This window comes from Paraburkholderia sp. RL18-101-BIB-B, from assembly GCF_046026985.1.
In the GTDB taxonomy this organism is placed as follows: Bacteria; Pseudomonadota; Gammaproteobacteria; order Burkholderiales; family Burkholderiaceae; genus Paraburkholderia.
This window is the reverse complement of record NZ_JARESV010000011.1, coordinates 143,388-167,392: the sequence shown is the minus strand read 5'-3', so window position 1 is coordinate 167,392 and position 24,005 is coordinate 143,388. Positions and strand designations below refer to the sequence as shown.

Genomic DNA, 24,005 nt, shown 5'->3' with positions numbered 1-24,005 from the left:
CGAAATAGTCAAAGAGCAATCAGTTGTTATAAAGCGTGCTCGTCAGATAGCTTTGCCGCAACTCGCGCATGGCGACCGACAGAATCGCGCTGACCGGCAACGCCAGCAATACGCCGAAAAAGCCGAACAACTGCCCGAACGCGAGCAACGCGAAAATCACCGCGAGCGGGTGCAGGCCGATCCGTTCACCGACAAGGCGCGGCGTGAGAAAAAAGCTTTCGAGGATCTGGCCGACACCGTAAATCACCGCCACCGCGCCGAAGCCGTACCAGTCGCCGAATTGCAGCAGCGCCGCGAGCAGCGCCAGCGCGAGGCCGGTGGCAAAACCAATGTACGGGATGAACACCGCGAGCCCCGTGAAAATACCGACCGGCAACGCGATCTCGAAGCGCGCGAGGCTCAGCGCAATCGCATAGTACGCGGCGAGCACGCCCATCACGAGCAACTGGCCGCGCAGGTATTGCGACAGCATCTGGTCCATGTCGTGCGCGAGTTGCAGCGTCTTGTCGAGCCAGCGGCGCGGCACCACGATCTGCACGCGGGCGAGCATGCGGTTCCAGTCGTACAGCAGGTAGAACAGCACGAGCGGCACCATCACCACGTTGCCGACCAGCGTCATCATCACATTGCCGCTCGTGCGGATGGAGGTCCACGCATACAGCGCCACGGTCTGCGCGCTGCCTTCCAGTTGCCCCATCACGAGATCGCGGATGCTGGCGAAATCGAGTGAATCGGCGAGTCCCAGCATGGCGAGCTTGGGTTGCAGCCAGGCGTTCACGTGCGTGAATAGCACGGGGACCTGCTGCCGCAACTGCGGCCCTTCTTTCTGGATGACGGCGAGCACCAGCAGCACCAGCAGCGTCATCAGCAGCGTGAAGAGCAGCATCATCAGCAAGGCGGCGAGACCGCGCGGCACGCGCCGGCGCACCATCCACGTGACGCCCGGTTGCAGAATGTACGCGAGAATCGCGCCGAGCAGAAACGGCGTGAGGACCGGACTCAGCAGCCACAGCAGAATGCCGACGCCCAGCGCGATAGCCAGCCAGATGAAGGCGCGCCGCTGAACCGGCGTCAGAATCGAGGAGTTCTCTTGCAAGGTTGTTTCCCAGGTGTCGTCGCGACCGGATCATTAAGGATGATGCAAATTCCAGCCAGTCGGCCGGCATCGGGTAAAATCGCATTTTACCGACCTTCGAGCTCTTCCCCATGAATCAACCGAAATCCGCCCCGAATTCAACTGATTCGGCCCAAGGTCTGTCGTATCGCGACGCCGGCGTGGACATCGACGCGGGCGACGCCCTTGTCGACGCGATCAAGCCCTTTGCCAAAAAGACGATGCGCGACGGCGTGCTGGGTGGCATCGGCGGGTTCGGCGCGCTGTTCGAAGTGCCGAAGAAGTACAAGGAGCCGGTGCTGGTGTCCGGCACGGACGGCGTCGGCACCAAGCTGCGTCTCGCTTTTCAGCTGAACAAACACGACACCGTCGGCCAGGATCTGGTCGCGATGAGCGTGAACGACATTCTCGTGCAGGGCGCCGAGCCGCTGTTCTTCCTCGACTATTTCGCCTGTGGCAAGCTGGATGTGGGCACGGCGGCAACGGTTGTCAAGGGCATCGCGCATGGCTGCGAACTGTCGGGCTGCGCGCTGATCGGCGGCGAGACGGCGGAAATGCCGGGCATGTACCCGGACGGCGAGTACGATCTGGCCGGTTTCGCGGTCGGTGCGGTGGAAAAGAGCAAGATTATCGACGGCAGCACCATCGCCCCAGGCGACATCGTGCTGGGTCTGGCTTCGAGCGGCATCCATTCGAACGGGTTTTCGCTGGTGCGCAAAATCATCGAGCGCGCGCAGCCTGATCTGAACGCGGATTTCGACGGCCGGTCGCTCGCCGACGCGCTGATGGCGCCCACGCACATTTACGTGAAGCCGCTGCTGGCGCTGATGCAGCAGATCGCTGTCAAGGGCATGGCGCACATCACCGGTGGTGGCCTCGTCGAGAATATTCCGCGCGTGCTGCGTGAAGGCCTGACGGCTGAGTTGGATCATCGCGGCTGGCCGTTGCCGCCGCTGTTCTCGTGGCTGCAAAAGCACGGCGGTGTGGCGGATGCGGAAATGCACCGCGTGTTCAACTGCGGTATCGGCATGGCTGTGATCGTGTCCGCTGCGGATGCTGATGCGGCGATCGGTCTGCTGTCGGCTGCCGGTGAGCAAGTCTGGAAGATCGGCGTGATTCGCGAAAGCGCGGCCGGTGAAGCTCAGACTGTCGTGGTCTAAAGGCTGTTGGGACCCGCGCGGTGTGCGATAGTTGGCGCCGCGCGAGTTCAAAGCTTCACAATTTCAAAGCAACGCTTCAATCGCTTCAAGCACCCGCGCCGTCGCGTGCGGATCGCAGCAATCCACCACTAAGCGCTCTGTCATGCTGCGCAGCCATGTGAGCTGCCGCTTGCATAACTGCCGCGTCGCGAAGACGCCCTTGTCGCGCATGGTCGAATAATCGACGGCGCCATCCAGATACTCCCAGACCTGCCGGTAGCCCACGCAGCGCATGGACGGCATCTCGGGCGATAAATCGCCGCGTTCGCGCAACTTCACCACTTCATCGACGAAACCGCCGGCCAGCATCGCATCGAAGCGCTTCTCGATGCGCGCATGGAGCACGCTGCGCTCGGACGGCTCCAGCGCAATCGGCACGAAGCGCCACGCGGCCGCAGCGTCGTCCTGTCGAGCGGGCTCGGCCAGCAAAGCGGACATGGTCTGTCCGGTCAGCATGAAAACCTCGAGCGCCCGCTGAATCCGTTGCGAATCGTTCGGCGCGAGGCGCGCGGCCGTCACGGGATCGACCGAGGCAAGCCGCGCGTGCAGGGCAGGCCAGCCTTCGCGTGCGGCGTCGGCATCTAGCGTGGCGCGCACGTCTGCGTCGGCGGCGGGCAAATCGTTGAGCCCTTGCGTGAGCGCCTTGTAGTACAGCATGGTGCCGCCGACCAGCAGCGGCAGACGCCCGCGCGCATGGATCTCGCCGGTCAGCCGCAAGGTGTCGGCGCGAAATTGCGCGGCGGAATAGGCGTCGGTCGGATCGACGATATCGATCAGATGATGCGGCGCCACCGCGCGTTCTTCAGCGGTCGGTTTGGCCGTGCCGATATCCATCTCGCGATAGACCAGCGCCGAATCGACACTGATGATTTCCACCGGGCGCCGCGCGGCGAGCGCCAGCGCGGCAGCGGTTTTGCCGGATGCGGTCGGGCCGAGCAGGCACGGAACAACTGTGGCTAGGCGTGAAGTCATGGGCAAGCGGGCGCCCGTTGAAACAGCGTCACGTCACTGACCACGCATGAACAACCGATCGAGATCGGACAGCGTCAACTGATACCACGTGGGACGCCCGTGATTGCATTGATCGGCGCGCTCGGTGGCTTCCATTTGACGCAGCAGCGCGTTCATTTCATCGAGCGTCAGACGCCGGTTCGCGCGCACCGCGTGATGGCAGGCGAGCGTGCCGAGCAGTTCGTGCTGACGTTCAGTCAACACGCGCGAGCCGCCGAAAGCATGCAGGTCGGAAAGGACCGCGCGCGCCAGCACCTGCAGATCGGCGTCTTTCAGCAGCGCCGGCACCGCGCGGATGGCGAGCGTGGTCGGCGACAGCACGGCGAGGTCGAAGCCGAGCGCGTCTAGCGTATCGCGCTCTTCTTCCACCGTGCCGATTTCGACCGGGTCGGCCTGCATCGATTGCGGGATCAGCAGCGGTTGCACGGCAATCGTGCGATCGGCCAACGCGTTTTTGAACTGCTCGTACAGAATGCGCTCGTGTGCCGCGTGCATGTCGACGATCACCAGACCGTGCGCGTTCTGCGCCAGCACATAGATGCCGTGGATCTGGCCGAGTGCGAAGCCGAGCGGCTGTTCGTCGGCGGCATGAAAAGCGGGAGCCGGGTAGGGCGCGGACGTGTTGTACGGCGATGGCGATTCGGCGGCCGAATCGCGCGCCTCGAAGAGCGTGGCGCCTTCCGCTGTGCCGGCGTTGGTGTCTTTGCGGCCGAAGAGCGCGTCGTAAAACGCGAGCGGTTGCGCGACCGGCAGCGTACCTTGCGTCATGCGCGCCTGGCGCATCCAGGTATTGCCGGGCTGCGACGACGCTCCGAAGCTGCCGCCTGATGCACCACCAAAGCCGCCGCCGGTGCCGCTTGCACCGCTGCCCGCACCAAAGCTGGCACCGCCGACGCCCGCGCCACCCAGCGGCGTTGCGCCAAACGAAGCCGGTCCACCGACGGACGGCTCCAGATGCGCCGCATGCCCGCCCGCCGTCGTTTCCGGCGATGCGCCCGCATGCCGCGCCAGGGCGCGCTGCACGGCGTGAAAGACGAACTGGTGGATCGAGCGCGAATCGCGGAACCGCACTTCGATCTTCGATGGATGCACGTTCACATCGACCGCTTCAGGCGGCAGATCGAGGAACAGCACGTAGGACGGATAGCGCTCGCCATGCAAGACATCTTCATAAGCGGCGCGCACGGCGTGCGTGAGCAGCTTGTCGCGCACAAAGCGGCCGTTGACGAAAAAATACTGCTGATCGGCACGTCCGCGGCTCGCGGTCGGCAGGCCCGCGCAACCGTAGACGGCAAGCGGTCCGGCGGATTCGTCGAGCGGCAGGTGGGCCGTCGCGAACGTCTCGCCGAGAATCTTCGCAACCCGCACCGGCGGCTCGCTGGCGTTCCAGTGCTCGACCGCCTTGCCGTTATGCAGCACCGAAATCGCGACATCCGGCCGCGCCAGCGCCGCGCGGCGAATCTGTTCGAGACAATGGCCGAGTTCGGTCTGCTCGCTCTTCAGAAACTTGCGGCGCGCCGGCGTATTGAAGTACAACTCGCGGACTTCGATCGTGGTGCCCTGAGTGCCGGCTGCGGGGCTCAGCACGCCGGTTTCCGCGTCGACGCGCACCGCGTGCGCCGCGTCGGCCGTGCGGCTCGTGATGGTCATCTGCGCGACCGAGGCGATCGAGGCCAGCGCCTCGCCGCGGAAACCCAGCGTAGCAACCGCTTCCAGTTCGGCAAGCGAGCGGATTTTGCTGGTGGCGTGGCGCATCAGCGCCAGCACGAGTTCGTTCTCGGGGATGCCGCAGCCGTCGTCGGTGATCGAGATGCGCTTGACGCCGCCTTCGTCGAGCAGGATGCGCAGCGACTGCGCGCCCGCATCGAGTGCATTTTCCAGCAGTTCCTTGACGACCGAGGCCGGCCGCTCGACCACTTCGCCGGCGGCGATCTGGCTGATCAACTGATCGGGAAGGGGCTGGATCGCGCGTAACGGGCGTGGGGCGGGCGCGGCGGCGGAAATCGCGGCCGCGGCGTCGAGGCCGGCAGGCGTTTCGGAGAATTCGGACATGGCGAAATTATAGCGATTCGGCGCGACAAGCCTGTAGCGCGGGCAAGCGCACCCCAACGCGGGAGTTTTTTAATTGTAGCGGGGCACTTTCTGTATCATGACGCGGTCAATTTCCGGCGGCGAGTGAGGGCTTGCCGCCATCGCTAACAGGCCTGTTGATACGGCCGTTTCCGCCACCGTCACATTCGCTTAATAAAGGATTCTCTTTGGACACGTTGCTACATTTCGTCAACCTTGTCTTGCACATCGACAAGTTCCTCGGAGACTTTATTCACGTGTACGGCGCCTGGGTCTACGCGGTGCTGTTTCTGATCGTGTTCTGCGAAACCGGGCTCGTCATTCTGCCGTTTTTGCCAGGCGATTCGCTGCTGTTCATCGGCGGTGCTTTTTGCGCGACCGGCGAGATGAACATTGGTTTGCTGATCGTGCTGCTGCTCGTGGCGGCCATCGGCGGCAATACCGTGAACTATATGATCGGGCGAGCCATCGGGCCGCGGGTGTTCAATTCGCACATTCCTTTCCTCGAACGCTTTCTCGATCGCAGCGCGCTGCAGAAGACGCACAACTTCTATGAGAAGCATGGCGGCAAAACCATCGTGCTCGCGCGTTTCATTCCGGTGGTGCGGACCTTTGCGCCGTTCGTTGCGGGTGCATCGGAAATGACGGTGAGCCGGTTTCAGTTGTTCAACTTTGCCGGCGCGTTTTTCTGGGTGTTGCTGCTGACGCTGCTCGGCTACTTCTTCGGCAACATTCCGTTTATCCGTCAGTATCTGAATGTGATCGTGCTGGTGGGTATCGGCGCGGCGATCGTGCCCGTCGTGCTTGGCGCAGTGTGGAAGATGATGCGTAAGAACGCGTCAAATCCGGGTAGCCACTGACGTTTTTATCGCACTGCTAGCCAGATGAAAAAACGGCGTCGCGAATCTCGCGACGCCGTTTTCGTTTGGTCCTTCTGAATCTCGTGGATTTGACAATCGACGACGCGAGCAATCCGCGTCGCACGACGATGCTCAGGTCACTGCACGCGGCGCCAGCGGCGTTTCCGGCGTCGGGTAGCCGGCTTCCTTGAACGTCTGGATGATGGCGCGATTGGTGTCGAAGTAGACCTGCCAGTAGTGCTCATTGTGCGCGTAAGGCCGCACGCAAAGCAGGGGGCCTTCCGGCGTGAAGCTCAGCACTTCGATGTCCGGCGCGGGACTCTCGGCCACATTCGGAATCTGCATGACGGCGGCCTTCAACCGGTTCATCGCATCCGTTGGATCGACGCCGTTGGCGATTTTCGCCGTCAGCTCGACACGCCGCACCGGCAGGATGCTGTAGTTCGAGATCGTGTCGGAAAAGATCTTGTTGTTGCCGACGATGGTCGTTACGTTGTCCGGCGTCACGATGGTCGTGCCGAACAGTCCCAACTCCGAAACCGTGCCGGTGACGCCGCCCGCGGTGACGAAATCGCCGACCTTGAACGGTCGCAACACCTGCATGAATACGCCCGCCGCGAAGTGGCCAAGCAGGCCGCCCCAAGCGGTGCCGATGGCGAGGCCGAAGCCGGCGAGCAGTGCGGCGAACGACGTCGTCTGCACACCGAACACCTGCAGGATCGCGAGTATCAGCAGCAGGTTCAGCAGTGCGCCGAGAATCGAGCCGAGATAATGCGCTAGCGTGGGATCGACCCGGCCGTTACGCGCCAGGACCTTGCGCAGTAAGCCGGTGATCAGGCCGATGAGCCAACGGCCGACGATCCACAGAACGATCGCCCCGACGACCTTGGTGCCGAGGTCGATGCCTCGGGTCATGATGAAGACGCGTACGGTTTCGAGATCCAAGATGTTCCTCGTTGGGTGAGTTGCCTTCGACTGATTGAACAGCGGTGGTGCAATACAGCGGCAAATGCCCGGCGACGGGCGCAAGCGGTAACTCGGGGTAACACTCGGTCTTCGGAAGTTATAGGCGACGGCGCGGGCATTCGCAAGGAGCGTTCCCGTTGCTCATGTGGCTTGTCTGGCGGGAAAAGCAGGCGATTCGGCGGACGCGTTCGACGCGATGGCGCTTGCCGTGCCTTACATCGGCAGGTTCGATTTCGAATACGGAGACGTGTGGATGACGAGCGCGTTGCCGGCCCCGACTTTCGCGCCCCGCGCGATACGACGCCACGTGAAAGCGGCGATGATCGCAAGCAGGTACGCGCAGCTGCGCTCGAAGAACGCAGTTGATGTGCTGAACTGGCCGTAGCGGTTCTGCGAGTCGGCGAACACCAGAAAGGTGAGCGCGGCATCGAGCAGGAGTGCAACCAATGCCAATGCGGCGAATATATGCGAGCCGTTGAGCGAAGCGCCGGGGATGAGGCGGTTGCACAGATGACATGCGGCCAGCACGAAGGCAAGCAAAGCCAGGTTCGAGAACAGGTCGAACAGAAAATTGGTCATATCGGTGGAATGAAAGCGCAGGGGGCTGCGGCGTTGCCAAAGCGTCTGCTCACGCAGAGTCGCAGCGGGTTTCGCTGAATCGGCGGCGATCATTGCACGTCTTTATGTCTCAATAAATGTTCTGTTCGGTGTCCGTTGTTTCCTGTTTGTGCCGGTCAGATTGGACGCTGGAAAATGCTGATCGCGTTGTGTGAAATCGTGGCGAGTGTTGTGGGAAAAATCTGCGGTCGTCAAAAAAGATGTCAGCGTACGCGAAGATTTCCGCAGGAAAGCGGGCAGCCGCTGATCGGCAATTATATGCGGCTGTGACATAAATTTTTGCGGGCGTTCTTGCGCGAGTTTGGGTGTTGATGCGCGCGAGAAGGGGAAGTGCAGAAGGAGCCGGCGTGAAAAGCCACATTTGCCGGTGACGGCAGCGGCGCCACGCGTGGACGCATCACTTAAGCCGAACCGCAAAAAGAAAAGGGCTCGCACGCAAACGCGTGCAAGCCCTTGAATCTTTTGGTAGGCCGTACGGGATTCGAACCTGTGACCAACGGATTAAAAGTCCGCTGCTCTACCAGCTGAGCTAACGACCCAAAAGAGAAGCGAAATTATAGCGATAGCCGCGGCGCGCTGTCAACCCATCACGGCCATCCGAGCTATCAGCACTTCAGATAGTGAAAAGCCCGGGCATCACTACCCGGGCTTTCCAGCGAGAGGCGCGCGTGGCTATGACGTCGGACACTGCGCGTTACTGCCAGCTACTCAACCAGTATGAACTACTTGATCTGCGACAGCTTGCTCTGGGCCGACTGCGCGACGTCCGAGCCGCCGTATTGCGCGACGATCTGCTCCAGCGTCTTCTTGGCCGCAGCCTTCTGACCTTGCTCGAGCTGATTGTTCGCAATTGCCAGCAGCGCTTCCGGCGCCCGCGGATGCTGCGGATATTTCTGCACCACACCCTGCCAGGTCGCCGTCGAACCCTTGTAGTCGCGCAGTGCATACAGCGCGTTGCCGAGCCAGTACTGCGCGGTCGGCTGGTAAGGGCTGTTCGGGAACTTGGAGATGAAGGTGCGGAACGACGCCGCCGCATTCTTGAAGTCGCCGTTGCGGAACTGCTGCGAAGCCGCGTTGAACGAATCGGTCTCACCCGGCTGCACCTCGCCCTGGACGCCGTCCACCGTCTGCTGCTGCGGCTCGAATTTCTTCAGACGCGTGTCCAGATCGGTGTAGTAGTCCTTTTGCTGCTTTTGCACCGTGGCGAGCTGGTTGGCCATGTCCTCGTTCTGCCCACGCAGCGTAGCGACCTGCTGGTTCAGCTGGTCGAGACGGTTGGACTGATCGAGGATCGTGCGCTGCGCGGCCGACAACTGACTCGACAGGCTATCGGTCTTCGAACGCAGATCGAGAATGGCCTGACGGGCCTGATCGTCGTCGAAGATGCCCGCATGCGCGGGCACAGCCGCGAAGGCTGTGCCTGCGACGCAGGCCGCTGCGGCAAACCGCAGCCAGGAGAAACGATGCGTCATTCGGCTCATCACCCGTTACTTACTGTTGGTACACGAGGTCGGCGCGGCGATTCTGTGCCCACGACGATTCGTCATGACCGGTAGCTTGCGGCTTTTCCTTGCCGAGGCTCACGGCTTCCATTTGCGAGTCCGTCACGCCCATCAGCGACAGCGAACGGCGCACAGCTTCAGCACGCTTCTGGCCGAGTGCCAGGTTGTACTCGCTGGTGCCGCGTTCGTCGGTGTTGCCCTGGATCAGGACGTGGCGTTGCGGATGGCTCTTCAGGTACTGCGCGTGTTGCTGCAGCAGCGACTGATAGTCGTCCTTGACCGAGTAGCTGTCGAAGTCGAAGTAAATGCTGCGCTTGGCGAGCGGGCTGTTCGGATCGTTCAGCGGGTCGACGTTGACCTGTGCGACATCGGTCGGGTTCGGCTGCGTCGAGACTGCGCCACCCTTGTTTGCGTTTTCGTCGAGCTTGACGCCCGAGTGACATGCGGCCAGCGCACCAAGCATCAATACGGCGAAAGCGAAGCGAAGTTTTGACATCATTTGAGTACTCTCCTTGTGTTATTGCATCAACGTTATTGCATAAACGGGCCCCAGGACGGCTCGCGTACGCTGCCACCCTGAACGGACAGGACCTGCCGAGTGCGACCGTCGGTCGATACTGCGGCCAACACGCCACGGCCGTTCACCTGTGTGGCGTAAAGAATGTACTGACCGTTCGCCGCGAAGCTCGGCGATTCGTCATGTGTCGTGTCCGTCAGGCCTGTGGCGGTGTTGCCCTGCAGGTCCTGAATATAAAGCTTGAACCCGCCGCCGACGCGCGAGATGTAAGCGAGCTGTTTGCCGTCCGGGCTCACGCGCGGACTGGTGTTGTAGCTGCCCGTGAACGTGACGCGCTGAGCGGCGCCGGCGCTTTCGCCCTGCGCTGACATCTTGTAAATCTGCGGCTGGCCGCCACGGTCGCTGGTGAAATAGATCGACTGGCCGTCAGGCGAGAAGCACGGTTCGGTGTCGATCGAGCTGCCTTGCGTGAGACGGCGCAGGCCGCTGCCGTCCGCATTGACGGCGAAAATCTGCGTGTTGCCGGTGCGCGAAAGCGCGACGGCCAGCGTGCGTCCATCCGGCGACCATGCCGGCGCACTGTTATTGCCCTTCTGGTCCGAAACGACCACGCGACGGCCCGTAGGCAGATCGTGGATGTAGACGATCGGCTTCTTCTTTTCGAACGAAACGTAAGCGACCTTGGTGCCGTCAGGCGACCATGCCGGCGAGATGATCGGCTCGGGGCTCGACAGCGCGATGTGCGCGTCCTGGCCGTCCGAATCGGAGATCTGCAATTGATAACGGCCGCCCGTCTTGATGACGTACGACAGGCGCGTGGCGAACACGCCGCGGCCGCCCACCAGCTTCGCGTAGATGTAGTCCGCGACCTTGTGCGCGCTCATGCGCAAGCCGCTTTCCGGGCTCACCAGCACGAGGCCGCCGAGGCTTTCGCCCTTGACGGTGTCGTACAGCTTGAAGCGCACTTCGTACTGGCCGTTCGGCAGGCGGTTCACGCTGCCCGACACGAATGCGTTGGCCCCCTTGGCCTTCCAGCTGCCGAGGTCGACGGAATCGGTTTCGGAAATCGGCGTGGAGCCCGCGTCGATGTTCGTGAATTTGCCGCTGCGTTGCAGGTCCTGGCGCACGATCGTGCTGACCTGTTGCGGCGAGTTCGCTTCATTGGCGAAATTCGCCGTTGCGATCGGAAACTGGGTGGACCCGACGCCTGTCACGAGGACGTTGAGTTGTGCGTGGGCGGCGCCGCCGACGGCGATCAGGCACGACGCTACAAGTGTCCGCAGGCCTAGCTTGGTCATCAAACTCATGCTGTATGGATTCCCCAAAAACGGTTTTACTAACGCTTCAAGACAGCAGACAGACCCGAAAAGAACTGATTCGTTCCCGAGCACGCCCCGGTGGGCGGGGCGCGGCGTCTGCTGTCAACTGACTGTCAAACTACTGGACTCAACCGGCCGGGCGCAACGTAATCAGGAAGTTGGTCGGTGTCTTGCCATTGATGTCCTGTGGCATCGGATCGGTACGTTGGACGGCCCGCAGTGCGGCGTCGTCCCACGCAGCGTTGCCGCTGCTGCGCGAAATCGTTGCGCCCAGCAAGGTGCCCGTTGGTGAACAGCGCACGGAGACCACCGTCTCCAGACCGCTCGTTTCGCCGCCCCACGAGATATTCGGGCGTACCGCACGACGCACCTTGTCCGAGTACCCCGGCGATGTCGCCGTGCCACCCGAGCCGCTGCCCGTGCCGCTCTTGCCGAGACCATCGCTGGTCGTCGAGCCGGTGCCGCCGGTCGCGAGGCCCTGCATCTGCGCAAGACGTGCGCGACGTTCCGCATCCACTTTCTTCGCCTGCGCCGCGGCGTCGGCTTGCGCCTTGGCCTTCGCCGCTTTCTGCGCATCGGCCTTCTTCTGCGCTTCAGCCTCGGCTTGCTTCTGCTGTTCCTGCTGCTGTTCCTTCAACTGCTGCTGCTTTTGCTGGTCGGCCAATTGCTGCTGCTTCAGCTTGTCGGCCTGCTGCTGTTGCTGCTGCTTCTGCTTGGCTGCCGCAGCCTTCTGCGCGGCGAGCTGCGCTGCCTGGTCGGCCGCCAGTTGCTGCTGACGCTTCGCTTCGGCTTCCTGTTGCGCCTGCAGCTTCTGCTGACGCTGCTGTTCAGCCAACTGGGCCTGGCGAGCCGCCTCCTGTTGCTGGCGCTTCTTTTCCTGCAGCGCGATGTCGGCCTGTTCGTCTCGCACCGGCGGAGGAGGGGCCACCGGCACGGGCGGCGGCGGAACGGGACGCGGGATCGCCGTATCCGGCACTTCGGTCCACAGTTCCGCTTCCGCGCCTTCGGGCGTACTGTTTTGCCACTGAATGCCGTGATACAGGAAGAACCCGAGCAGCGCGTGCATCACCAGCGCAAACACAAAGGCTCGCCCGGTGCCGCGTTCACGCGGTGGCTGGAGCGGGTATTCGGAATTCTTGCGGATCATTGCGATTTGACGAGCAATCCAACGCGCTTGACGCCGCGAGCTTTCAGTTCGGACATCACGTTCATCACGACTTCGTACTTGACGGTCTTGTCGGCGGCGATCACGACGGGCTGGTCAGGATGCGACTGTGCACGGTCGGCGATAAAGCCGTTCAGATCGGCTTTCGTTATGTTCTCCTGCTGCTGCGCACCCGAATCGTCCTTGTACTTGACGCTCATGTTGCCGTCCGCGCGAATGTTCACGATCACGGGCGGCGTTTGCTGCTGCGGCGCCGCGCCGCCGACGGTCGGCAGATTGACGATCGACGGGGCCACGAGCGGCGCGGTCACCATGAAGATCACGAGCAGCACGAGCATCACGTCGATATACGGCACGACGTTGATGTCGGCCATCGCGCGGCGCGAGCGGCTGCCGCGCATGCTGGAGGAGCGAGAGCCTGCCATCGTGGACTCCTTACTGTGCCTGACGCTGCAGGATATTCGAGAACTCTTCGATGAAAGTCTCGAAGCGGATTGCCAGACGGTCGATATCGTGCGCGTAGCGGTTGTAGGCAACCACGGCCGGAATCGCGGCGAACAGGCCGATCGCGGTGGCGGTCAGCGCTTCGGCGATGCCCGGCGCGACGTTGGCCAGCGTGGCCTGCTGCACATTGGCGAGGCCGCGGAACGCATTCATGATCCCCCACACCGTGCCGAACAGACCGATATACGGGCTGACCGAGCCGACCGACGCGAGAAACGCGAGGTTGGCTTCCAGCACGTCCATTTCACGCTGGAACGCGGCACGCATGGCCCGCCGTGCGCCGTCGAGAATCGCGCCCGAATCGTTCAGGCGCTTTTCCTTGCCTTTCAGGAATTCGCGCATGCCGGACTCGAAAATCCGTTCCAGCGCGCCGATGGTGTGACGGTTGTTCGCCGCACTTTGATAAAGCGCCTGCAGGTCGCCGCCCGACCAGAAATCGCGTTCGAAACGCTCAGTTTGCGCGCGCGCCCGGCGGATCGCAAACCACTTGCGGAAGATGAAAGTCCAGGACAGCAGCGACAGCAACAGCAGCAGAGCCATGACAGCCTGCGCCAGCAGGCTCGCGTTGAGTACGAGTGAAACGATCGACAGATCTTGTGTAGTGTTCATAAAGGTTCGTTTTAACGTCCCGGAAGGGGGCGTCCGGCTGCAAGGCCGCTCGAAGCTTGCCGTGAGCAAAACGGAAGCATCGGCGATATTGCAAGCCGAACCATGCTTTGTGTTGCTTGATCGTTACGAGTTCACTGGCCCCGTAACAACGGGGTTCAGTCATTGTCCGTTGACACGCCGGGCTCGCTCACGCCCGGCCCGCGCCGCAAGGCGGCGAGAACCGGCGGAGGAATCGCGGCCGGCCGCAGCGTAATCCGGTCCACGCAGCCGACCCGGATGGACCCGGTAGCAAGCAGCGTGCCGTCCCGCCACGCTTCCTGCGCGAAATCGACCGACGCTCTGCCGAGCCGCTCGATCCGGCTGACCACGTTGACCACGTCGTCGAGCCGGGCCGGCGCCCGATAATCGACCGCGGTGCTGCGGACGATGAAAATCGCGCCCGTTTCGTCCGCGAGCCGATTCTGGTCGACGCCGCACGCGCGCAGCCATTCGGTGCGCGCCCGTTCGAAAAACTTCAGGTAGTTCGCGTAAAACACGATGCCGCCGGCGTCGGTATCTTCGTAGTACACGCGAATCGGCCACGTGTAGCCGATTTCCGCGCCGGGCTGGCTGGTCGACATATTCATGCGGCGCATTTTACCGGAACGCACACCCCTAGGTCTGTTTCAAGATGTGTGCCCCGTCCGGCGGCCCTCAGCCGCGTTTTTCAGCCGCGATGAACGGACAAAGCGGAGAACGATTGAGCCACCGGCATCAGTTCGATCGTATTGATGTTGACGTGCGCCGGGCGCGTGGCGATCCAGTAGATCGAGTCGGCGATGTCTTCGGGCGTCAGCGGCTGCACGTTTTCGTACATTTTGCCGGCCTTTTCATCGTCGCCGCGAAAGCGCACGTTCGAGAACTCGGTACCACCGCACAGGCCCGGTTCGACGTTCGTCACCCGCAGCGCGGTGCCGGCGACATCGGCGCGCAGATTCAGGCTGAACTGATGCACGAACGCTTTGGTGGCGCCGTACACGTTGCCGCCCGCGTAGGGCCAGCTGCCGGCCGCCGAGCCGAGATTGAAAATGTGGCCGCGATTGCGCTCCACCATGCCGGGCAGGAGCGCGTGGGTGACTTGAACGAGTCCGGTGCAGTTGGTCTCGATCATGGTGTTCCATTCGTCGAGACTCGCTTTTTGCGCCGGTTCGATGCCGAGTGCGAGGCCGGCATTGTTGACCAGCACGTCGACTGCGGCGAAATCGGCCGGCAGCGAGGCCGGTACGGCTTCGACGGCGGCGCGGTCGCGGACGTCGAGTTCGTACGGCAGAAGTGCGTCGCCGAGTTCGTCGGCGAGTTCTTGCAGGCGGTCCTTGCGGCGTGCGGTGGCGACGACGCGATGGCCGCCTTTGACGAAGGCGCGAGCGATGGCGGCGCCGAATCCCGCGGACGCTCCGGTGACGAACACGATCATTGCAGTGGTTCCCAGGCTGATAAGAGAGAAAGGCCCCAAGCCTACTTCCATTGCGGCGCTGCGGCAAGGATGAACCAGCCGTACGAGTGGCCGTGGCAGGGACGCGCCGCGGGTTTTCGCAAGACTTTCCTCAGATGTTTGCGCGCCGCGCAAGAGGGCGCTGCGGGCCGCCCGGCGAGCGCCTGCGGCAGCGGCCGGAAGCTGGTTGCCTATTCGATCCTCTTCCAATAAACTAACGCGCTCATCCCTGCGTGACTGGCGATAGAACCGGTTCAAGCAACCGGGTTCAAGGTGGAACAACCCACCGTGAAGCGCAGGGTGCCGTTTTGCCGTTCGCCTGGGCAGCCGTGATCCGCGCGCATTGATCTGCGCTGACGGTGGCTGTCCTGCCTCGCGTGTGCGGCGACTCTCCATCCGCCACGTCAGGGCTGGCCCAGCCGCCAGCAGCGCTGCGTACCCTCTACGCAAGATTCGGCGCACGATCCGGTTAACCTGAACACATTCAACGGAATCCGTATGTTTGACAGAGCCCAAAGCACCATCGCCAACGTCGATCCTGAACTCTGGAAGGTCATCGAGCAGGAAAACCGCCGTCAGGAAGAGCATATCGAGCTGATCGCGTCGGAAAACTACACGAGCCCGGCTGTCATGGCTGCACAAGGCTCGCAACTCACGAACAAGTACGCTGAAGGGTATCCGGGCAAGCGCTACTACGGCGGCTGCGAGTACGTCGACGTCGCCGAGCAGCTGGCGATCGACCGTGTGAAGCAACTGTTCGGCGCCGAAGCCGCCAACGTGCAGCCGAACTCCGGCTCGCAAGCCAACCAGGGCGTGTTCTTCGCCATGCTCAAGCCGGGCGACACGATCATGGGCATGAGCCTCGCGCATGGTGGCCACCTCACGCACGGTTCGCCGGTCAACATGTCGGGCAAGTGGTTCAACGTGGTCAGCTACGGCCTGAACGAAGCCGAAGACATCGACTACGACGCCGCGGAGAAGCTCGCTCAGGAACACAAGCCGAAGCTGATCGTGGCGGGCGCCTCCGCGTTCGCGCTGCGTATCGATTTCGAACGCCTGTCGAAGATCGCCAAGTCGGTCGGCGCGTACTTCATGGTCGACATGGCGCATTACGCCGGCCTGATCGCCGCGGGTGTCTATCCGAATCCAGTGCCGCACGCCGATTTCGTTACCACCACCACGCACAAGAGCCTGCGCGGCCCGCGCGGCGGCGTGATCCTGATGAAGGCCGAGTTCGAAAAGCAGATCAATTCGGCAATCTTTCCGGGCATTCAAGGCGGTCCGTTGATGCACGTGATCGCCGGCAAGGCTGTCGCGTTCAAGGAAGCGCTGTCGCCGGAGTTCAAGGCCTATCAGCAGCAAGTCGTCGAAAACGCGCGCGTGCTGGCTGAGACGCTGGTCAAGCGTGGTTTGCGCATCGTGTCGGGCCGCACCGAAAGCCACGTGATGCTCGTTGACCTGCGTGCGAAGAAGATCACCGGCAAGGTTGCTGAAGCCGCGCTGGGCGCCGCTCACATCACCGTCAACAAGAACGCGATCCCGAATGATCCGGAAAAGCCGTTTGTGACGAGTGGCGTGCGTCTCGGCTCGCCGGCCATGACCACGCGCGGCTTTGGCGTGAAGGAAGCGGAGCAGGTGGGTAACCTGATCGCCGATGTGCTGGACAACCCGGAAGACGCGGCCACGATCGAACGTGTGCGCGGGCAAGTCGCTGAGCTGACCCAGCGCTTCCCGGTTTACCGCTAAGCCGCCATGCATTGCCCCTTCTGCCGTCACGCCGATACGCAAGTGGTCGACTCGCGCGTATCCGAAGACGGCGCGACGATTCGCCGGCGCCGCCGCTGCCCGGCCTGCGACAAACGTTTTACGACATATGAGCGGGTCGAGCTGGCGTTGCCGTCGGTCGTCAAGAAGGATGGCAGCCGCACCGAATTCGACCGTCGCAAGATCGTCGCGAGCATGCAACTGGCGCTGCGCAAGCGCCCGGTGGCAGCGGACGCGATCGACGCGGCGGTCGCCCGCATCGAGTATCTGTTGCTCGGCAGCGGCGAGCGCGAAGTGCGCAGCGAGCGCCTCGGCGAACTCGTGATGAACGAGTTGCGTGCGCTCGATACCATTGCCTACGTTCGTTTCGCTTCCGTCTACCGGCGTTTCGAAGACGTCTCCGAATTCGAAGACGTGATCGAAGAATTTCGCCGCGCCTCTTCTCCTCCCAAGCCCCCCCGCAAACGCTGAACGTAGTCGCATCTCGCGTCGCGTTTGAGTCGCCGTTTTCTCCCGCGTTGTTTCGCGCATCTGTATCCCCCGCTGCCGTTATGGTTCGTCGCGTGCATTCTTGCGCGGGATAGCGTCTGAGTGCTACCTGGCCATTCGGCCGATTGTTGGGCGATTTGCAAATCGCTAGATTGACTGCATTCTTCGAATCGATCAGGGATGCAGATGAATCGAAATGCAGTCCGTCCGCCGCGATGCCGCGGCTTTACGCTTGTCGAAACGCTGGCCGTGGTCGCGCTGCTGGCTGTCATCGCTGTGATGGCCACGCCGTCGTTCGTAGCGTGGTACGTACGCGACCAGGTCGACGCCCGCGCAAAGGCGCTTGCGTCGACGCTCGCTTATGCGCGCAGTGAGGCGTTACGCCGAGGCGCACGCGTCACCGTGTGCCGGATCGACGCCGCGCGGCATTGTCTTGCCGCGGGTCAGCCGTGCGGCAATGGCGTCGCTGACTGGTCGTGCGGCTGGGCCGTCCTGGCCGAACGAGGCGGCACGCTATCGCTATTGCGTGCGCAACCGCTGCTTGCGGCCGTGAGCATCGTCGGCACGCAGACGAATCTCACGTTTACGCCGCCGGCGGGGCAATTGATCGGCACCTTTCGCAGTTTTGATATCGCGCCGCGTGCGCCGTCCAGGGCGACGCAAGGGGACAAGTGGCGACGTTGCATTCGTATCGCGGCGGGCGGCCGCGCGCGCATTGTCGAGGGTGCATGCGGAGCGGCGTCATGAGCCGATATTCGCAGAGCCGGCACTCGCGCCGCAGCGAGTCGAAGTGTCGCGGCAGTTCATTGATCGAGGTCATGCTGGCGGTCGCGTTGATGGCGGTCACCGCACTAGGTTTGATCGCCGGTCAGTTGTGGACCGCACGCGAAGCCCGCGCGATGTCCATGCGCGAACATGCTGCCTGGATCGCGGATTCCGTCGCGGAAGCGATGAGCGCACCCTCCGCTGGCGACTCCGCAATCAGGCAATGGGGCGCACGGGCCACGGTACTCTTGCCGCATGGCGAAGCCTCGGTGGGAGACAACGGTGGTGTGTCGGCTGCTCGCGTGACATGGACATCACTACGCGACATGCCGCATTCCGACGATGTCATCGACAAGCCCGCGTCCTGCGGCGGAGCGGATCTTCCGGTTGGCTCTTCATGCGTGGCGCTGGCGTTTGCAAAATGATGCGGCGTTCGAATCCTGCTTACGGCCACACCCTGATCGAATTCGTAATCGCTATGGCGCTGGGGCTACTGGTGACTGCGGGTGCAGTCTCGCTCTATACGACGCAGCGGAGCGCGTTCGAGCACGCGAGCGATGCGATGCGGATTCGCGAGGCCGGTCTGACAGCGCTGACGCTGATTGGCCAGCAACTGCAAATGGCAGGCTTCGTGCCCGCGGACGTCGCACGATACAACAGTCCCGCGCCGATGTTCGGATGCTCGGGCGGCCGCCCGACCGGCGCGGACGATAGCCTCGCTTGCGAGACCTTGCCCAGCCACTCGGACGGTGTCGCGGTCCGCTACGTGGGCGACAACATCTCCACATGGCCATCGACCAGCGGACAAACGACCGACTGCCTCGGCCAGGCCGTGACTGGCAGCAACGCGGCACTCGGCGACCAGGGCGTGCTGGTCGTCAACCGGTACTTCGCGAGAGCAAGCGGTTCGACCGGCGAGCCGGAGCTTTACTGCGAGGGCAACGGCAAGACGGGGTCCGCTCAACCGCTGGTCGAAGGCGTCGAACGCTTGCGGATCAAGTACTGGTTGGCCGGCGGGTTGGCCGCAATCGACGCGTCGGCCGTGATGGCTGATCAATGGGCGAAGATCGTCGCCGTCGATCTCTGTGTTCTCGTGCGCGGCGCGCCACAGGGACAACAGCGTGCGCGCTATGTCGATTGCGACGGCGTGAGCGCTCTCGCCGCCGACTCGCGGCCGCGTCAGGCGTTCTCGCGGCGTGTGGCGATACGCAACCACGTGGAGGATTCGCTGTGACAAAACGACGAAGGGAAATGCAGCCGAGCTGCGCGGACGGGAAGTGCGTTAGATGCCACGATGACTCGGCAATCTTGTCAGGCCCAAGCCGAACGGGTCGCAATGTGTCACGCGCTCGCCAACGCGGCTTGGTCCTGCCGATCGTCCTGCTGATTTCAACAATGATGTTGGTCACTTCCGCAGCATGGTTCGAAACCTCGCTCGCAGCAGCGCGCGGCACGACCAACGTCCGCGACTATTTGCAGGCCTTTCACGCCGCGGATTCGGCGCTGAACTTATGCGCACGCAGTGTCATCGCGGCTGCAAGCGCGCAGTCCGGAGCGCCGACGCCGGTCGCAGCCGGTGAGCCGACACATTGGAAACTCGCAGCCGCATTCGAAGCAGGCGCCGTTACGCCGGTGGCGCAATGGCCCGGCTCGCTGCGCGCGCCGCAATGTCTGATCGAGGCCTGGCGTCTAGCCACTCGTGCCGATGCTCGGGCGTATTTATTGACTTCGCGCGGCTTCGGCCGCGTCAGCGAGTCGCAGGTATGGCTGCAAATGGAACTGGTGATCGACGGACAGAAAATCGAACGTCATTGGCGACGCGTTGCCGCCAGACCTTTTTGACGGAGGCGACATGAAGCCGCATGCATCCGCGTTCACGCTGCTCGAGTTGATGATTACGCTAGCGATCGCCGCTACGCTGGCCGTCTTTGCCGTGCCTTCGTATCGCAGCCATATTGCGCGAACTCATCGAATCGACGCGGCGTCCGCGCTCTATCGCGCGGCCCAATTCGTCGAAGGAGCGGCAAGCGACAGCGCGCCGACATTGCCCCCCGGCCTCGATCAGGCGCCGCAATTCGGCACGCCTGTCTATCGCCTGCATGTGCTGCCCGCGGACGATGCAAACGGTGGCTATGCGATCGAGGCAACGCCGAACGAATCCGGCCCGATGCGCGACGACACATGCGGCATTTTCACGCTCGATGCGACAGGATTACGCGGCAACAAAAACGGGGCAAGCGGTTCGACGTCCCTTATCGGCGACTGCTGGAATACAAGCTAGCGAGTCGAGCCGAGGCGACACGGCCCGCAGCGTCTGCCCTCAGTAACCGCTGTCCGTGGATTCAGCCTTGTTGCCAGACGAGGCCGCCGAATCTCGCTTTATCTGCTGCCAGATCCGATAGCCTTCCCACCCGGCAAGCGCGAGACTGCCCCACTTCAAAACGGGTTTGGCGCCGGCCACGACCGTCGTACGTAGTGGCTTGGCGAGGAGGATCGAGACGATCGAGCTGATGAGTGGATACTGTTTGAGAAGGGCGCCGATGCTCCCCGCGTTGATAAAGCTCGCCTTCGAGCCCTTGCCGACGCGCATGCCACCGAAGCCCGGCAGGATAAATTTGAGCCAGCTGAAGTGCGTGACCGCCTGTCGCAACTCGATGGTCGCTTGAGCGAGTTCCATACGCTCGACATCCGCACGCACCAGCAGCAGCTCCTTGCGCAGTGCTCGCAAATGCGGTGCGCTCAGATCTTTGGCCTGGTGGCGCTTGTTACGGAATGCGGTGTCGGGATGGATCTGGCTCATGGCGTGTCGGCGGCAGTGAATGGTGGGGCGGTGGAACGGCGCTGCATTTCGCGCGAGCTTCTCAAGCAAGACGCAAGGCGCGAAGGGCACGCCGTTGCGCCTTCAAGGTCACGGTTTGCGGAACACGTCGCGGTCTTTTTCGAACTCGGCGAGGGTCGCTTCGAACACCATTGGAGCATTGCGCAAACCGCTGCGCGCTTTCAGCGCACAGGCTAGTCCCGCAATCGCATAGACCGCGGTGATGCCGGCGAGCGCCTGCCAGCGGTAAGTGTCCCAGAAGGCGATAGCGATCAGCGCGGTCAGCGCGATCAGCGCCATGGTGGCGAGCATCATGGCGGCAAGGCCGAGGAACAGCACGCCGAGCAAACGGTCCTTTTCTTCGGCGAGTTCGATGCCGACCAGTTCCAGCCGCGTTTGCAGAATGGCAAACACGGAACCGATTATGCGGCGTAACGGACTATGTTCTCCGCGCTGCGATTGTGTTTCGATCGTCATGGCTGTGGGCGTTGCGCGTGAAGGCCTAACCGGCGCGCGCGCGCGCCAGAAGAAGCGGACCGGCCAGGCGTGCGCCGGTCAACTCGATTTACTGGTGCGCCGGACGAGACACGCCCCGGCGGCATCGGCAGTGTTACTTGCGGTTGATCAACAGCCCAAGCAGCACACCGGCGCCTGCGGCGATGCCGATGGATGCCCACGGATGCTCGTGCACGTAGTCGTCGGTGGCGCGGGCTGCCTTCTTGCCTTTTTCGACCACCACGACCTGAACGTCGGCCGCCTTTTCCTTGGCTTGCTTCAGGCGCGTGAGCGCCGTTTCACGAAGTTCTGAAGCACGCTCGCCGGTGGCGCTCGCGGCCTGTTTCAGCAGATCTTCAGCGTCCGCGAGGACGGTTTTGATATCCGACATCAATCTCTCCTTGTTGATTTCCGACATTGACAGCTCCCCTTCGTCTCACGCCACGCGTGAATCGTAACCAAAGAAACGGCCGCTGGCGAGCGCAGGGCTCGGTTGGTTCCAACTTCGCACGAACCGTTCCCGGTTGAAGCATAGCCACAAACAACGCCACCGCCTGCACGACGTGCAGACAAGTTTGCCTAAGATGGAGTTGATCTGTCCCGCAAAGTTTCCACTAAATCGGTGAAAATTACAAAAACGCATAAAGTAGTGAAGCGATGTTCGTTCGTCATACACCGTCCCTCCCGTATGCTTTATCGTTGCGGAGCGCCGCGGGTAAATGGTCGCGCGGCAATGTCCAAACCCCTATAGGAGTTGCACAATGAGTCTACGTCTTGGCGATATCGCGCCGGATTTCGAACAGCAGTCGAGTGTCGGCCCGATCAAATTCCATGAATGGCTGGGCGATAGTTGGGGCGTGCTGTTTTCGCATCCCGCCGACTTCACGCCGGTCTGCACGACCGAACTCGGCTTGACCGCCAAGCTGGCCGACGAATTCGACAAGCGCAACGTGAAGACCATCGCGTTGTCGGTCGACAGCGCCGAGTCGCACAAAGAGTGGATCAAAGACATTAACGAGACTCAAGCCGCCAATGTCGGCTTCCCGATTCTCGCGGACGGCGATCGCAAGGTCGCCGAGTTGTACGACATGATCCACCCGAACGCGAACGAGACGCTCACGGTGCGCTCGCTGTTCGTGATCGACCCGAAGAAGAAGGTGCGCCTGATCATCACCTATCCGGCCAGCACCGGCCGCAACTTCGACGAAGTGCTGCGCGTGATCGATTCGCTGCAACTCACCGACAGCCACTCGGTTGCTACGCCCGGCAACTGGAAGCAGGGCGATGATGTGGTGATCGTCCCGTCGCTGAAGGACGAGGAAGTCATCAAGCAGAAATTCCCGAAGGGCTACAAGGCGCTGCGTCCGTATCTGCGCATGACGCCGCAGCCGAACAAGTAAGCGGCTGATGCGCCACGAAGCGGGCCGTTAGCCACGGCGCGCTGCGTCGAACGAAAAAAGCCGGTTCACATTGAACCGGCTTTTTTATCGAGCCGCGCGGGCTCCGAGGCAATCGCTATATCGCAAATGGTTGTAATCCGCGCTTCAGAAAACCTTCAGAAAAAAGCCTGAATGCCCGTTTGCGCGCGCCCGAGAATCAGCGCGTGAATGTCATGCGTGCCTTCGTAAGTGTTCACCACTTCCAGATTCACCAGATGCCGCGCGATGCCGAACTCGTCCGAGATGCCATTGCCGCCGAGCATGTCGCGTGCGAGCCGCGCGATGTCCAGCGCCTTGCCGCATGAGTTGCGCTTCATGATCGAGGTGATTTCGACGGCCGCGGTGCCTTCGTCCTTCATGCGGCCGAGGCGCAGCACGCCTTGCAGGCCGAGCGTGATCTCGGTTTGCATGTCGGCGAGCTTCTTCTGGATCAACTGGTTCGCGGCGAGCGGCCGGCCGAACTGCTTGCGGTCCAGCACGTACTGACGCGCCGTGTGCCAGCATGCTTCGGCCGCGCCGAGCGCGCCCCAGGCGATGCCGTAGCGCGCCGAGTTCAGGCACGTGAACGGACCGCGCAAGCCGCTGACTTCCGGGAAGCGGTTCTCTTCCGGCACGAAGACTTCGTCGAGCACGATCTCGCCGGTAATCGACGCGCGCAGGCCCACTTTGCTATGGATGGTCGGCGCCGACAGTCCTTTCCAGCCCTTCTCGAGAATGAAGCCGCGGATCGCGTCCTTGCCGTCTTCTTCGAGCTTCGCCCACACGACGAACACGTCGGCGATCGGCGAATTGGTGATCCACATTTTCGAGCCCGACAGCGAATAGCCGCCCTCGACCTTCTTGGCCCGCGTGACCATGCTGCCCGGATCGGAGCCGTGATTCGGTTCGGTCAGGCCGAAGCAGCCGATCCATTCGCCGGTGACGAGCTTCGGCAGGTATTTCTGCTTCTGCGCTTCCGAGCCGAATTCGTAGATCGGCACCATGACCAGCGACGACTGAACCGACATCATCGACCGGTAGCCGGAATCCACGCGCTCCACTTCACGCGCGATCAAACCGTACGCCACGTAGTTCAGACCGGGGCCGCCGTATTGCTCAGGAATCGTCGGGCCGAGCAGGCCGAGTTCGCCCATCTCGCGAAAGATCTCGATGTCCGTCTTCTCGTGACGGAACGCTTCGAGCACGCGCGGCTGCAGCTTGTCCTGCGCGTAGGCCGCGGCGGCGTCGCGCACCATGCGTTCGTCTTCGGTGAGCTGCTGATCCAGCAGCAACGGGTCTTCCCAGTGAAACTGCGCGGCCTCGGCCATGGC

27 protein-coding genes, 1 tRNA gene and 1 riboswitch are annotated in these 24,005 nt (G+C 62.6%); of the genes, 10 read left to right on the top strand and 18 right to left on the bottom strand.

The features are described 5' to 3' along the window. Nucleotides 1-19: 19 nt before the first annotated feature. Nucleotides 20-1,096 (bottom strand): AI-2E family transporter, encoded by a 1,077-nt coding sequence (locus P0D73_RS18575; RefSeq protein ID WP_408178858.1) that lies wholly within the window; start codon nt 1,094-1,096, stop codon nt 20-22. A 110-nt stretch (nt 1,097-1,206) separates the two neighbouring features. Between P0D73_RS18575 and purM the strand changes: the two genes are divergently transcribed. After that, on the top strand, nt 1,207-2,274 hold the full coding sequence (gene purM / locus P0D73_RS18570) for a phosphoribosylformylglycinamidine cyclo-ligase (protein WP_408253817.1): 1,068 nt from the start codon (nt 1,207-1,209) through the stop codon (nt 2,272-2,274). 63 nt (nt 2,275-2,337) lie between these two features. On the opposite strand, the gene miaA is transcribed toward purM, so the two are convergent. Both miaA and mutL read right to left on the bottom strand, forming a co-directional pair. Next, nucleotides 2,338-3,285 (bottom strand): tRNA (adenosine(37)-N6)-dimethylallyltransferase MiaA, encoded by a 948-nt coding sequence (gene miaA / locus P0D73_RS18565; protein WP_408283390.1) that lies wholly within the window; start codon nt 3,283-3,285, stop codon nt 2,338-2,340. A gap of 33 nt (nt 3,286-3,318) precedes the next feature. Then, a complete protein-coding gene (mutL, locus tag P0D73_RS18560; protein ID WP_408432439.1) occupies nt 3,319-5,376 on the bottom strand; it encodes a DNA mismatch repair endonuclease MutL in 2,058 nt (685 codons plus the stop codon). A gap of 206 nt (nt 5,377-5,582) precedes the next feature. Between mutL and P0D73_RS18555 the strand changes: the two genes are divergently transcribed. Continuing rightward, nucleotides 5,583-6,254, top strand: coding sequence for a DedA family protein (locus tag P0D73_RS18555; protein ID WP_132375981.1), 672 nt, complete (start codon nt 5,583-5,585; stop codon nt 6,252-6,254). Between the two features lie 132 nt (nt 6,255-6,386). Here the strand turns inward: P0D73_RS18555 and P0D73_RS18550 are convergent, their stop codons facing one another. From P0D73_RS18550 to ydfG, 11 genes are all read right to left on the bottom strand, one after another. After that, nucleotides 6,387-7,199 (bottom strand): mechanosensitive ion channel family protein, encoded by an 813-nt coding sequence (locus P0D73_RS18550; protein WP_408178854.1) that lies wholly within the window; start codon nt 7,197-7,199, stop codon nt 6,387-6,389. 234 nt (nt 7,200-7,433) lie between these two features. Beyond that, nucleotides 7,434-7,892 (bottom strand): hypothetical protein, encoded by a 459-nt coding sequence (locus P0D73_RS18545; RefSeq protein ID WP_408178853.1) that lies wholly within the window; start codon nt 7,890-7,892, stop codon nt 7,434-7,436. A gap of 409 nt (nt 7,893-8,301) precedes the next feature. Beyond that, a tRNA-Lys gene (locus P0D73_RS18540) sits at nt 8,302-8,377 on the bottom strand. A gap of 183 nt (nt 8,378-8,560) precedes the next feature. Beyond that, complete coding sequence (gene ybgF / locus P0D73_RS18535) at nt 8,561-9,310, bottom strand: tol-pal system protein YbgF (RefSeq protein ID WP_132375979.1); 750 nt, start codon at nt 9,308-9,310, stop codon at nt 8,561-8,563. A gap of 19 nt (nt 9,311-9,329) precedes the next feature. Then, on the bottom strand, nt 9,330-9,839 hold the full coding sequence (pal, locus tag P0D73_RS18530) for a peptidoglycan-associated lipoprotein Pal (protein ID WP_120297782.1): 510 nt from the start codon (nt 9,837-9,839) through the stop codon (nt 9,330-9,332). Between the two features lie 32 nt (nt 9,840-9,871). Continuing rightward, on the bottom strand, nt 9,872-11,164 hold the full coding sequence (tolB, locus tag P0D73_RS18525) for a Tol-Pal system beta propeller repeat protein TolB (protein WP_408283376.1): 1,293 nt from the start codon (nt 11,162-11,164) through the stop codon (nt 9,872-9,874). A 139-nt stretch (nt 11,165-11,303) separates the two neighbouring features. Next, nucleotides 11,304-12,323, bottom strand: coding sequence for a cell envelope integrity protein TolA (gene tolA / locus P0D73_RS18520; RefSeq protein WP_408178852.1), 1,020 nt, complete (start codon nt 12,321-12,323; stop codon nt 11,304-11,306). Continuing rightward, the gene (gene tolR / locus P0D73_RS18515) at nt 12,320-12,766 is read right to left on the bottom strand and encodes a protein TolR (protein WP_408432436.1); all 447 of its coding nucleotides are present in this window, start codon (nt 12,764-12,766) and stop codon (nt 12,320-12,322) included. Before tolR ends, tolA begins: the two co-directional genes overlap by 4 nt. A gap of 10 nt (nt 12,767-12,776) precedes the next feature. After that, complete coding sequence (gene tolQ / locus P0D73_RS18510) at nt 12,777-13,454, bottom strand: protein TolQ (RefSeq protein WP_012431821.1); 678 nt, start codon at nt 13,452-13,454, stop codon at nt 12,777-12,779. Nucleotides 13,455-13,609: 155 nt separating this feature from the next. Then, nucleotides 13,610-14,089 carry a tol-pal system-associated acyl-CoA thioesterase gene (gene ybgC / locus P0D73_RS18505; RefSeq protein ID WP_408178851.1) on the bottom strand — a complete coding sequence of 160 codons (480 nt, stop codon included), beginning with the start codon at nt 14,087-14,089 and terminating at the stop codon, nt 13,610-13,612. A gap of 71 nt (nt 14,090-14,160) precedes the next feature. Then, on the bottom strand, nt 14,161-14,907 hold the full coding sequence (ydfG, locus tag P0D73_RS18500) for a bifunctional NADP-dependent 3-hydroxy acid dehydrogenase/3-hydroxypropionate dehydrogenase YdfG (protein ID WP_132375975.1): 747 nt from the start codon (nt 14,905-14,907) through the stop codon (nt 14,161-14,163). A gap of 241 nt (nt 14,908-15,148) precedes the next feature. Beyond that, nucleotides 15,149-15,257, top strand: a riboswitch (ZMP/ZTP riboswitch). Between the two features lie 166 nt (nt 15,258-15,423). Between ydfG and glyA the strand changes: the two genes are divergently transcribed. The 7 genes from glyA (at nt 15,424) to P0D73_RS18465 (ending at nt 20,224) form a co-directional block, all read left to right on the top strand. Continuing rightward, nucleotides 15,424-16,671, top strand: coding sequence for a serine hydroxymethyltransferase (gene glyA, locus P0D73_RS18495; RefSeq protein ID WP_408178850.1), 1,248 nt, complete (start codon nt 15,424-15,426; stop codon nt 16,669-16,671). Nucleotides 16,672-16,677: 6 nt separating this feature from the next. Next, the gene (nrdR, locus tag P0D73_RS18490; RefSeq protein ID WP_132375973.1) at nt 16,678-17,160 is read left to right on the top strand and encodes a transcriptional regulator NrdR; all 483 of its coding nucleotides are present in this window, start codon (nt 16,678-16,680) and stop codon (nt 17,158-17,160) included. Between the two features lie 204 nt (nt 17,161-17,364). Continuing rightward, entirely contained in the window at nt 17,365-17,925 is a 561-nt protein-coding gene (locus P0D73_RS18485; RefSeq protein ID WP_408178849.1) for a GspH/FimT family pseudopilin, read from the top strand. Further along, the gene (locus P0D73_RS18480) at nt 17,922-18,368 is read left to right on the top strand and encodes a type IV pilus modification PilV family protein (protein ID WP_408178848.1); all 447 of its coding nucleotides are present in this window, start codon (nt 17,922-17,924) and stop codon (nt 18,366-18,368) included. The genes P0D73_RS18485 and P0D73_RS18480 overlap by 4 nt, the downstream gene beginning before the upstream one ends. After that, entirely contained in the window at nt 18,365-19,177 is an 813-nt protein-coding gene (locus P0D73_RS18475) for a PilW family protein (RefSeq protein ID WP_408178847.1), read from the top strand. The genes P0D73_RS18480 and P0D73_RS18475 overlap by 4 nt, the downstream gene beginning before the upstream one ends. A gap of 17 nt (nt 19,178-19,194) precedes the next feature. Further along, nucleotides 19,195-19,785 (top strand): pilus assembly PilX family protein, encoded by a 591-nt coding sequence (locus P0D73_RS18470; protein WP_408432434.1) that lies wholly within the window; start codon nt 19,195-19,197, stop codon nt 19,783-19,785. 10 nt (nt 19,786-19,795) lie between these two features. After that, entirely contained in the window at nt 19,796-20,224 is a 429-nt protein-coding gene (locus P0D73_RS18465) for a type IV pilin protein (protein ID WP_408178845.1), read from the top strand. A gap of 39 nt (nt 20,225-20,263) precedes the next feature. Here P0D73_RS18465 and P0D73_RS18460 read toward each other — a convergent pair whose 3' ends face one another. The 3 genes from P0D73_RS18460 to P0D73_RS18450 all read right to left on the bottom strand — a co-directional run bounded on the left by P0D73_RS18460 (nt 20,264) and on the right by P0D73_RS18450 (nt 21,674). Beyond that, nucleotides 20,264-20,743: a DUF3318 domain-containing protein gene (locus P0D73_RS18460; RefSeq protein ID WP_408178887.1), complete on the bottom strand. Its 480-nt coding sequence runs from the start codon at nt 20,741-20,743 to the stop codon at nt 20,264-20,266. A gap of 108 nt (nt 20,744-20,851) precedes the next feature. After that, nucleotides 20,852-21,238: a phage holin family protein gene (locus P0D73_RS18455; protein WP_132375968.1), complete on the bottom strand. Its 387-nt coding sequence runs from the start codon at nt 21,236-21,238 to the stop codon at nt 20,852-20,854. A 133-nt stretch (nt 21,239-21,371) separates the two neighbouring features. Beyond that, nucleotides 21,372-21,674: an ElaB/YgaM/YqjD family protein gene (locus P0D73_RS18450; RefSeq protein WP_007179108.1), complete on the bottom strand. Its 303-nt coding sequence runs from the start codon at nt 21,672-21,674 to the stop codon at nt 21,372-21,374. A 343-nt stretch (nt 21,675-22,017) separates the two neighbouring features. Between P0D73_RS18450 and P0D73_RS18445 the strand changes: the two genes are divergently transcribed. Further along, the gene (locus P0D73_RS18445) at nt 22,018-22,656 is read left to right on the top strand and encodes a peroxiredoxin (RefSeq protein WP_116119029.1); all 639 of its coding nucleotides are present in this window, start codon (nt 22,018-22,020) and stop codon (nt 22,654-22,656) included. A gap of 155 nt (nt 22,657-22,811) precedes the next feature. On the opposite strand, the gene P0D73_RS18440 is transcribed toward P0D73_RS18445, so the two are convergent. Beyond that, entirely contained in the window at nt 22,812-24,002 is a 1,191-nt protein-coding gene (locus P0D73_RS18440) for an acyl-CoA dehydrogenase (RefSeq protein WP_132375967.1), read from the bottom strand. Nucleotides 24,003-24,005 lie beyond the last annotated feature (3 nt).

What these genes read in the sequence shown, in the direction of transcription:
- purM (WP_408253817.1), top strand. Translation starts at nt 1,207, where the DNA reads ATGAATCAACCGAAATCCGCCCCGAATTCAACTGATTCGGCCCAAGGT.
- miaA (WP_408283390.1), bottom strand. Translation starts at nt 3,285, where the DNA reads ATGACTTCACGCCTAGCCACAGTTGTTCCGTGCCTGCTCGGCCCGACC.
- mutL (WP_408432439.1), bottom strand. Translation starts at nt 5,376, where the DNA reads ATGTCCGAATTCTCCGAAACGCCTGCCGGCCTCGACGCCGCGGCCGCG.
- P0D73_RS18545 (WP_408178853.1), bottom strand. Translation starts at nt 7,892, where the DNA reads ATGATCGCCGCCGATTCAGCGAAACCCGCTGCGACTCTGCGTGAGCAG.
- ybgF (WP_132375979.1), bottom strand. Translation starts at nt 9,310, where the DNA reads ATGACGCATCGTTTCTCCTGGCTGCGGTTTGCCGCAGCGGCCTGCGTC.
- pal (WP_120297782.1), bottom strand. Translation starts at nt 9,839, where the DNA reads ATGATGTCAAAACTTCGCTTCGCTTTCGCCGTATTGATGCTTGGTGCG.
- tolB (WP_408283376.1), bottom strand. Translation starts at nt 11,164, where the DNA reads ATGAGTTTGATGACCAAGCTAGGCCTGCGGACACTTGTAGCGTCGTGC.
- tolA (WP_408178852.1), bottom strand. Translation starts at nt 12,323, where the DNA reads ATGATCCGCAAGAATTCCGAATACCCGCTCCAGCCACCGCGTGAACGC.
- tolR (WP_408432436.1), bottom strand. Translation starts at nt 12,766, where the DNA reads ATGGCAGGCTCTCGCTCCTCCAGCATGCGCGGCAGCCGCTCGCGCCGC.
- tolQ (WP_012431821.1), bottom strand. Translation starts at nt 13,454, where the DNA reads ATGAACACTACACAAGATCTGTCGATCGTTTCACTCGTACTCAACGCG.
- ybgC (WP_408178851.1), bottom strand. Translation starts at nt 14,089, where the DNA reads ATGCGCCGCATGAATATGTCGACCAGCCAGCCCGGCGCGGAAATCGGC.
- ydfG (WP_132375975.1), bottom strand. Translation starts at nt 14,907, where the DNA reads ATGATCGTGTTCGTCACCGGAGCGTCCGCGGGATTCGGCGCCGCCATC.
- glyA (WP_408178850.1), top strand. Translation starts at nt 15,424, where the DNA reads ATGTTTGACAGAGCCCAAAGCACCATCGCCAACGTCGATCCTGAACTC.
- nrdR (WP_132375973.1), top strand. Translation starts at nt 16,678, where the DNA reads ATGCATTGCCCCTTCTGCCGTCACGCCGATACGCAAGTGGTCGACTCG.
- P0D73_RS18485 (WP_408178849.1), top strand. Translation starts at nt 17,365, where the DNA reads ATGAATCGAAATGCAGTCCGTCCGCCGCGATGCCGCGGCTTTACGCTT.
- P0D73_RS18480 (WP_408178848.1), top strand. Translation starts at nt 17,922, where the DNA reads ATGAGCCGATATTCGCAGAGCCGGCACTCGCGCCGCAGCGAGTCGAAG.
- P0D73_RS18475 (WP_408178847.1), top strand. Translation starts at nt 18,365, where the DNA reads ATGATGCGGCGTTCGAATCCTGCTTACGGCCACACCCTGATCGAATTC.
- P0D73_RS18470 (WP_408432434.1), top strand. Translation starts at nt 19,195, where the DNA reads ATGCAGCCGAGCTGCGCGGACGGGAAGTGCGTTAGATGCCACGATGAC.
- P0D73_RS18465 (WP_408178845.1), top strand. Translation starts at nt 19,796, where the DNA reads ATGAAGCCGCATGCATCCGCGTTCACGCTGCTCGAGTTGATGATTACG.
- P0D73_RS18460 (WP_408178887.1), bottom strand. Translation starts at nt 20,743, where the DNA reads ATGAGCCAGATCCATCCCGACACCGCATTCCGTAACAAGCGCCACCAG.
- P0D73_RS18455 (WP_132375968.1), bottom strand. Translation starts at nt 21,238, where the DNA reads ATGACGATCGAAACACAATCGCAGCGCGGAGAACATAGTCCGTTACGC.
- P0D73_RS18450 (WP_007179108.1), bottom strand. Translation starts at nt 21,674, where the DNA reads ATGTCGGAAATCAACAAGGAGAGATTGATGTCGGATATCAAAACCGTC.
- P0D73_RS18445 (WP_116119029.1), top strand. Translation starts at nt 22,018, where the DNA reads ATGAGTCTACGTCTTGGCGATATCGCGCCGGATTTCGAACAGCAGTCG.
- P0D73_RS18440 (WP_132375967.1), bottom strand. Translation starts at nt 24,002, where the DNA reads ATGGCCGAGGCCGCGCAGTTTCACTGGGAAGACCCGTTGCTGCTGGAT.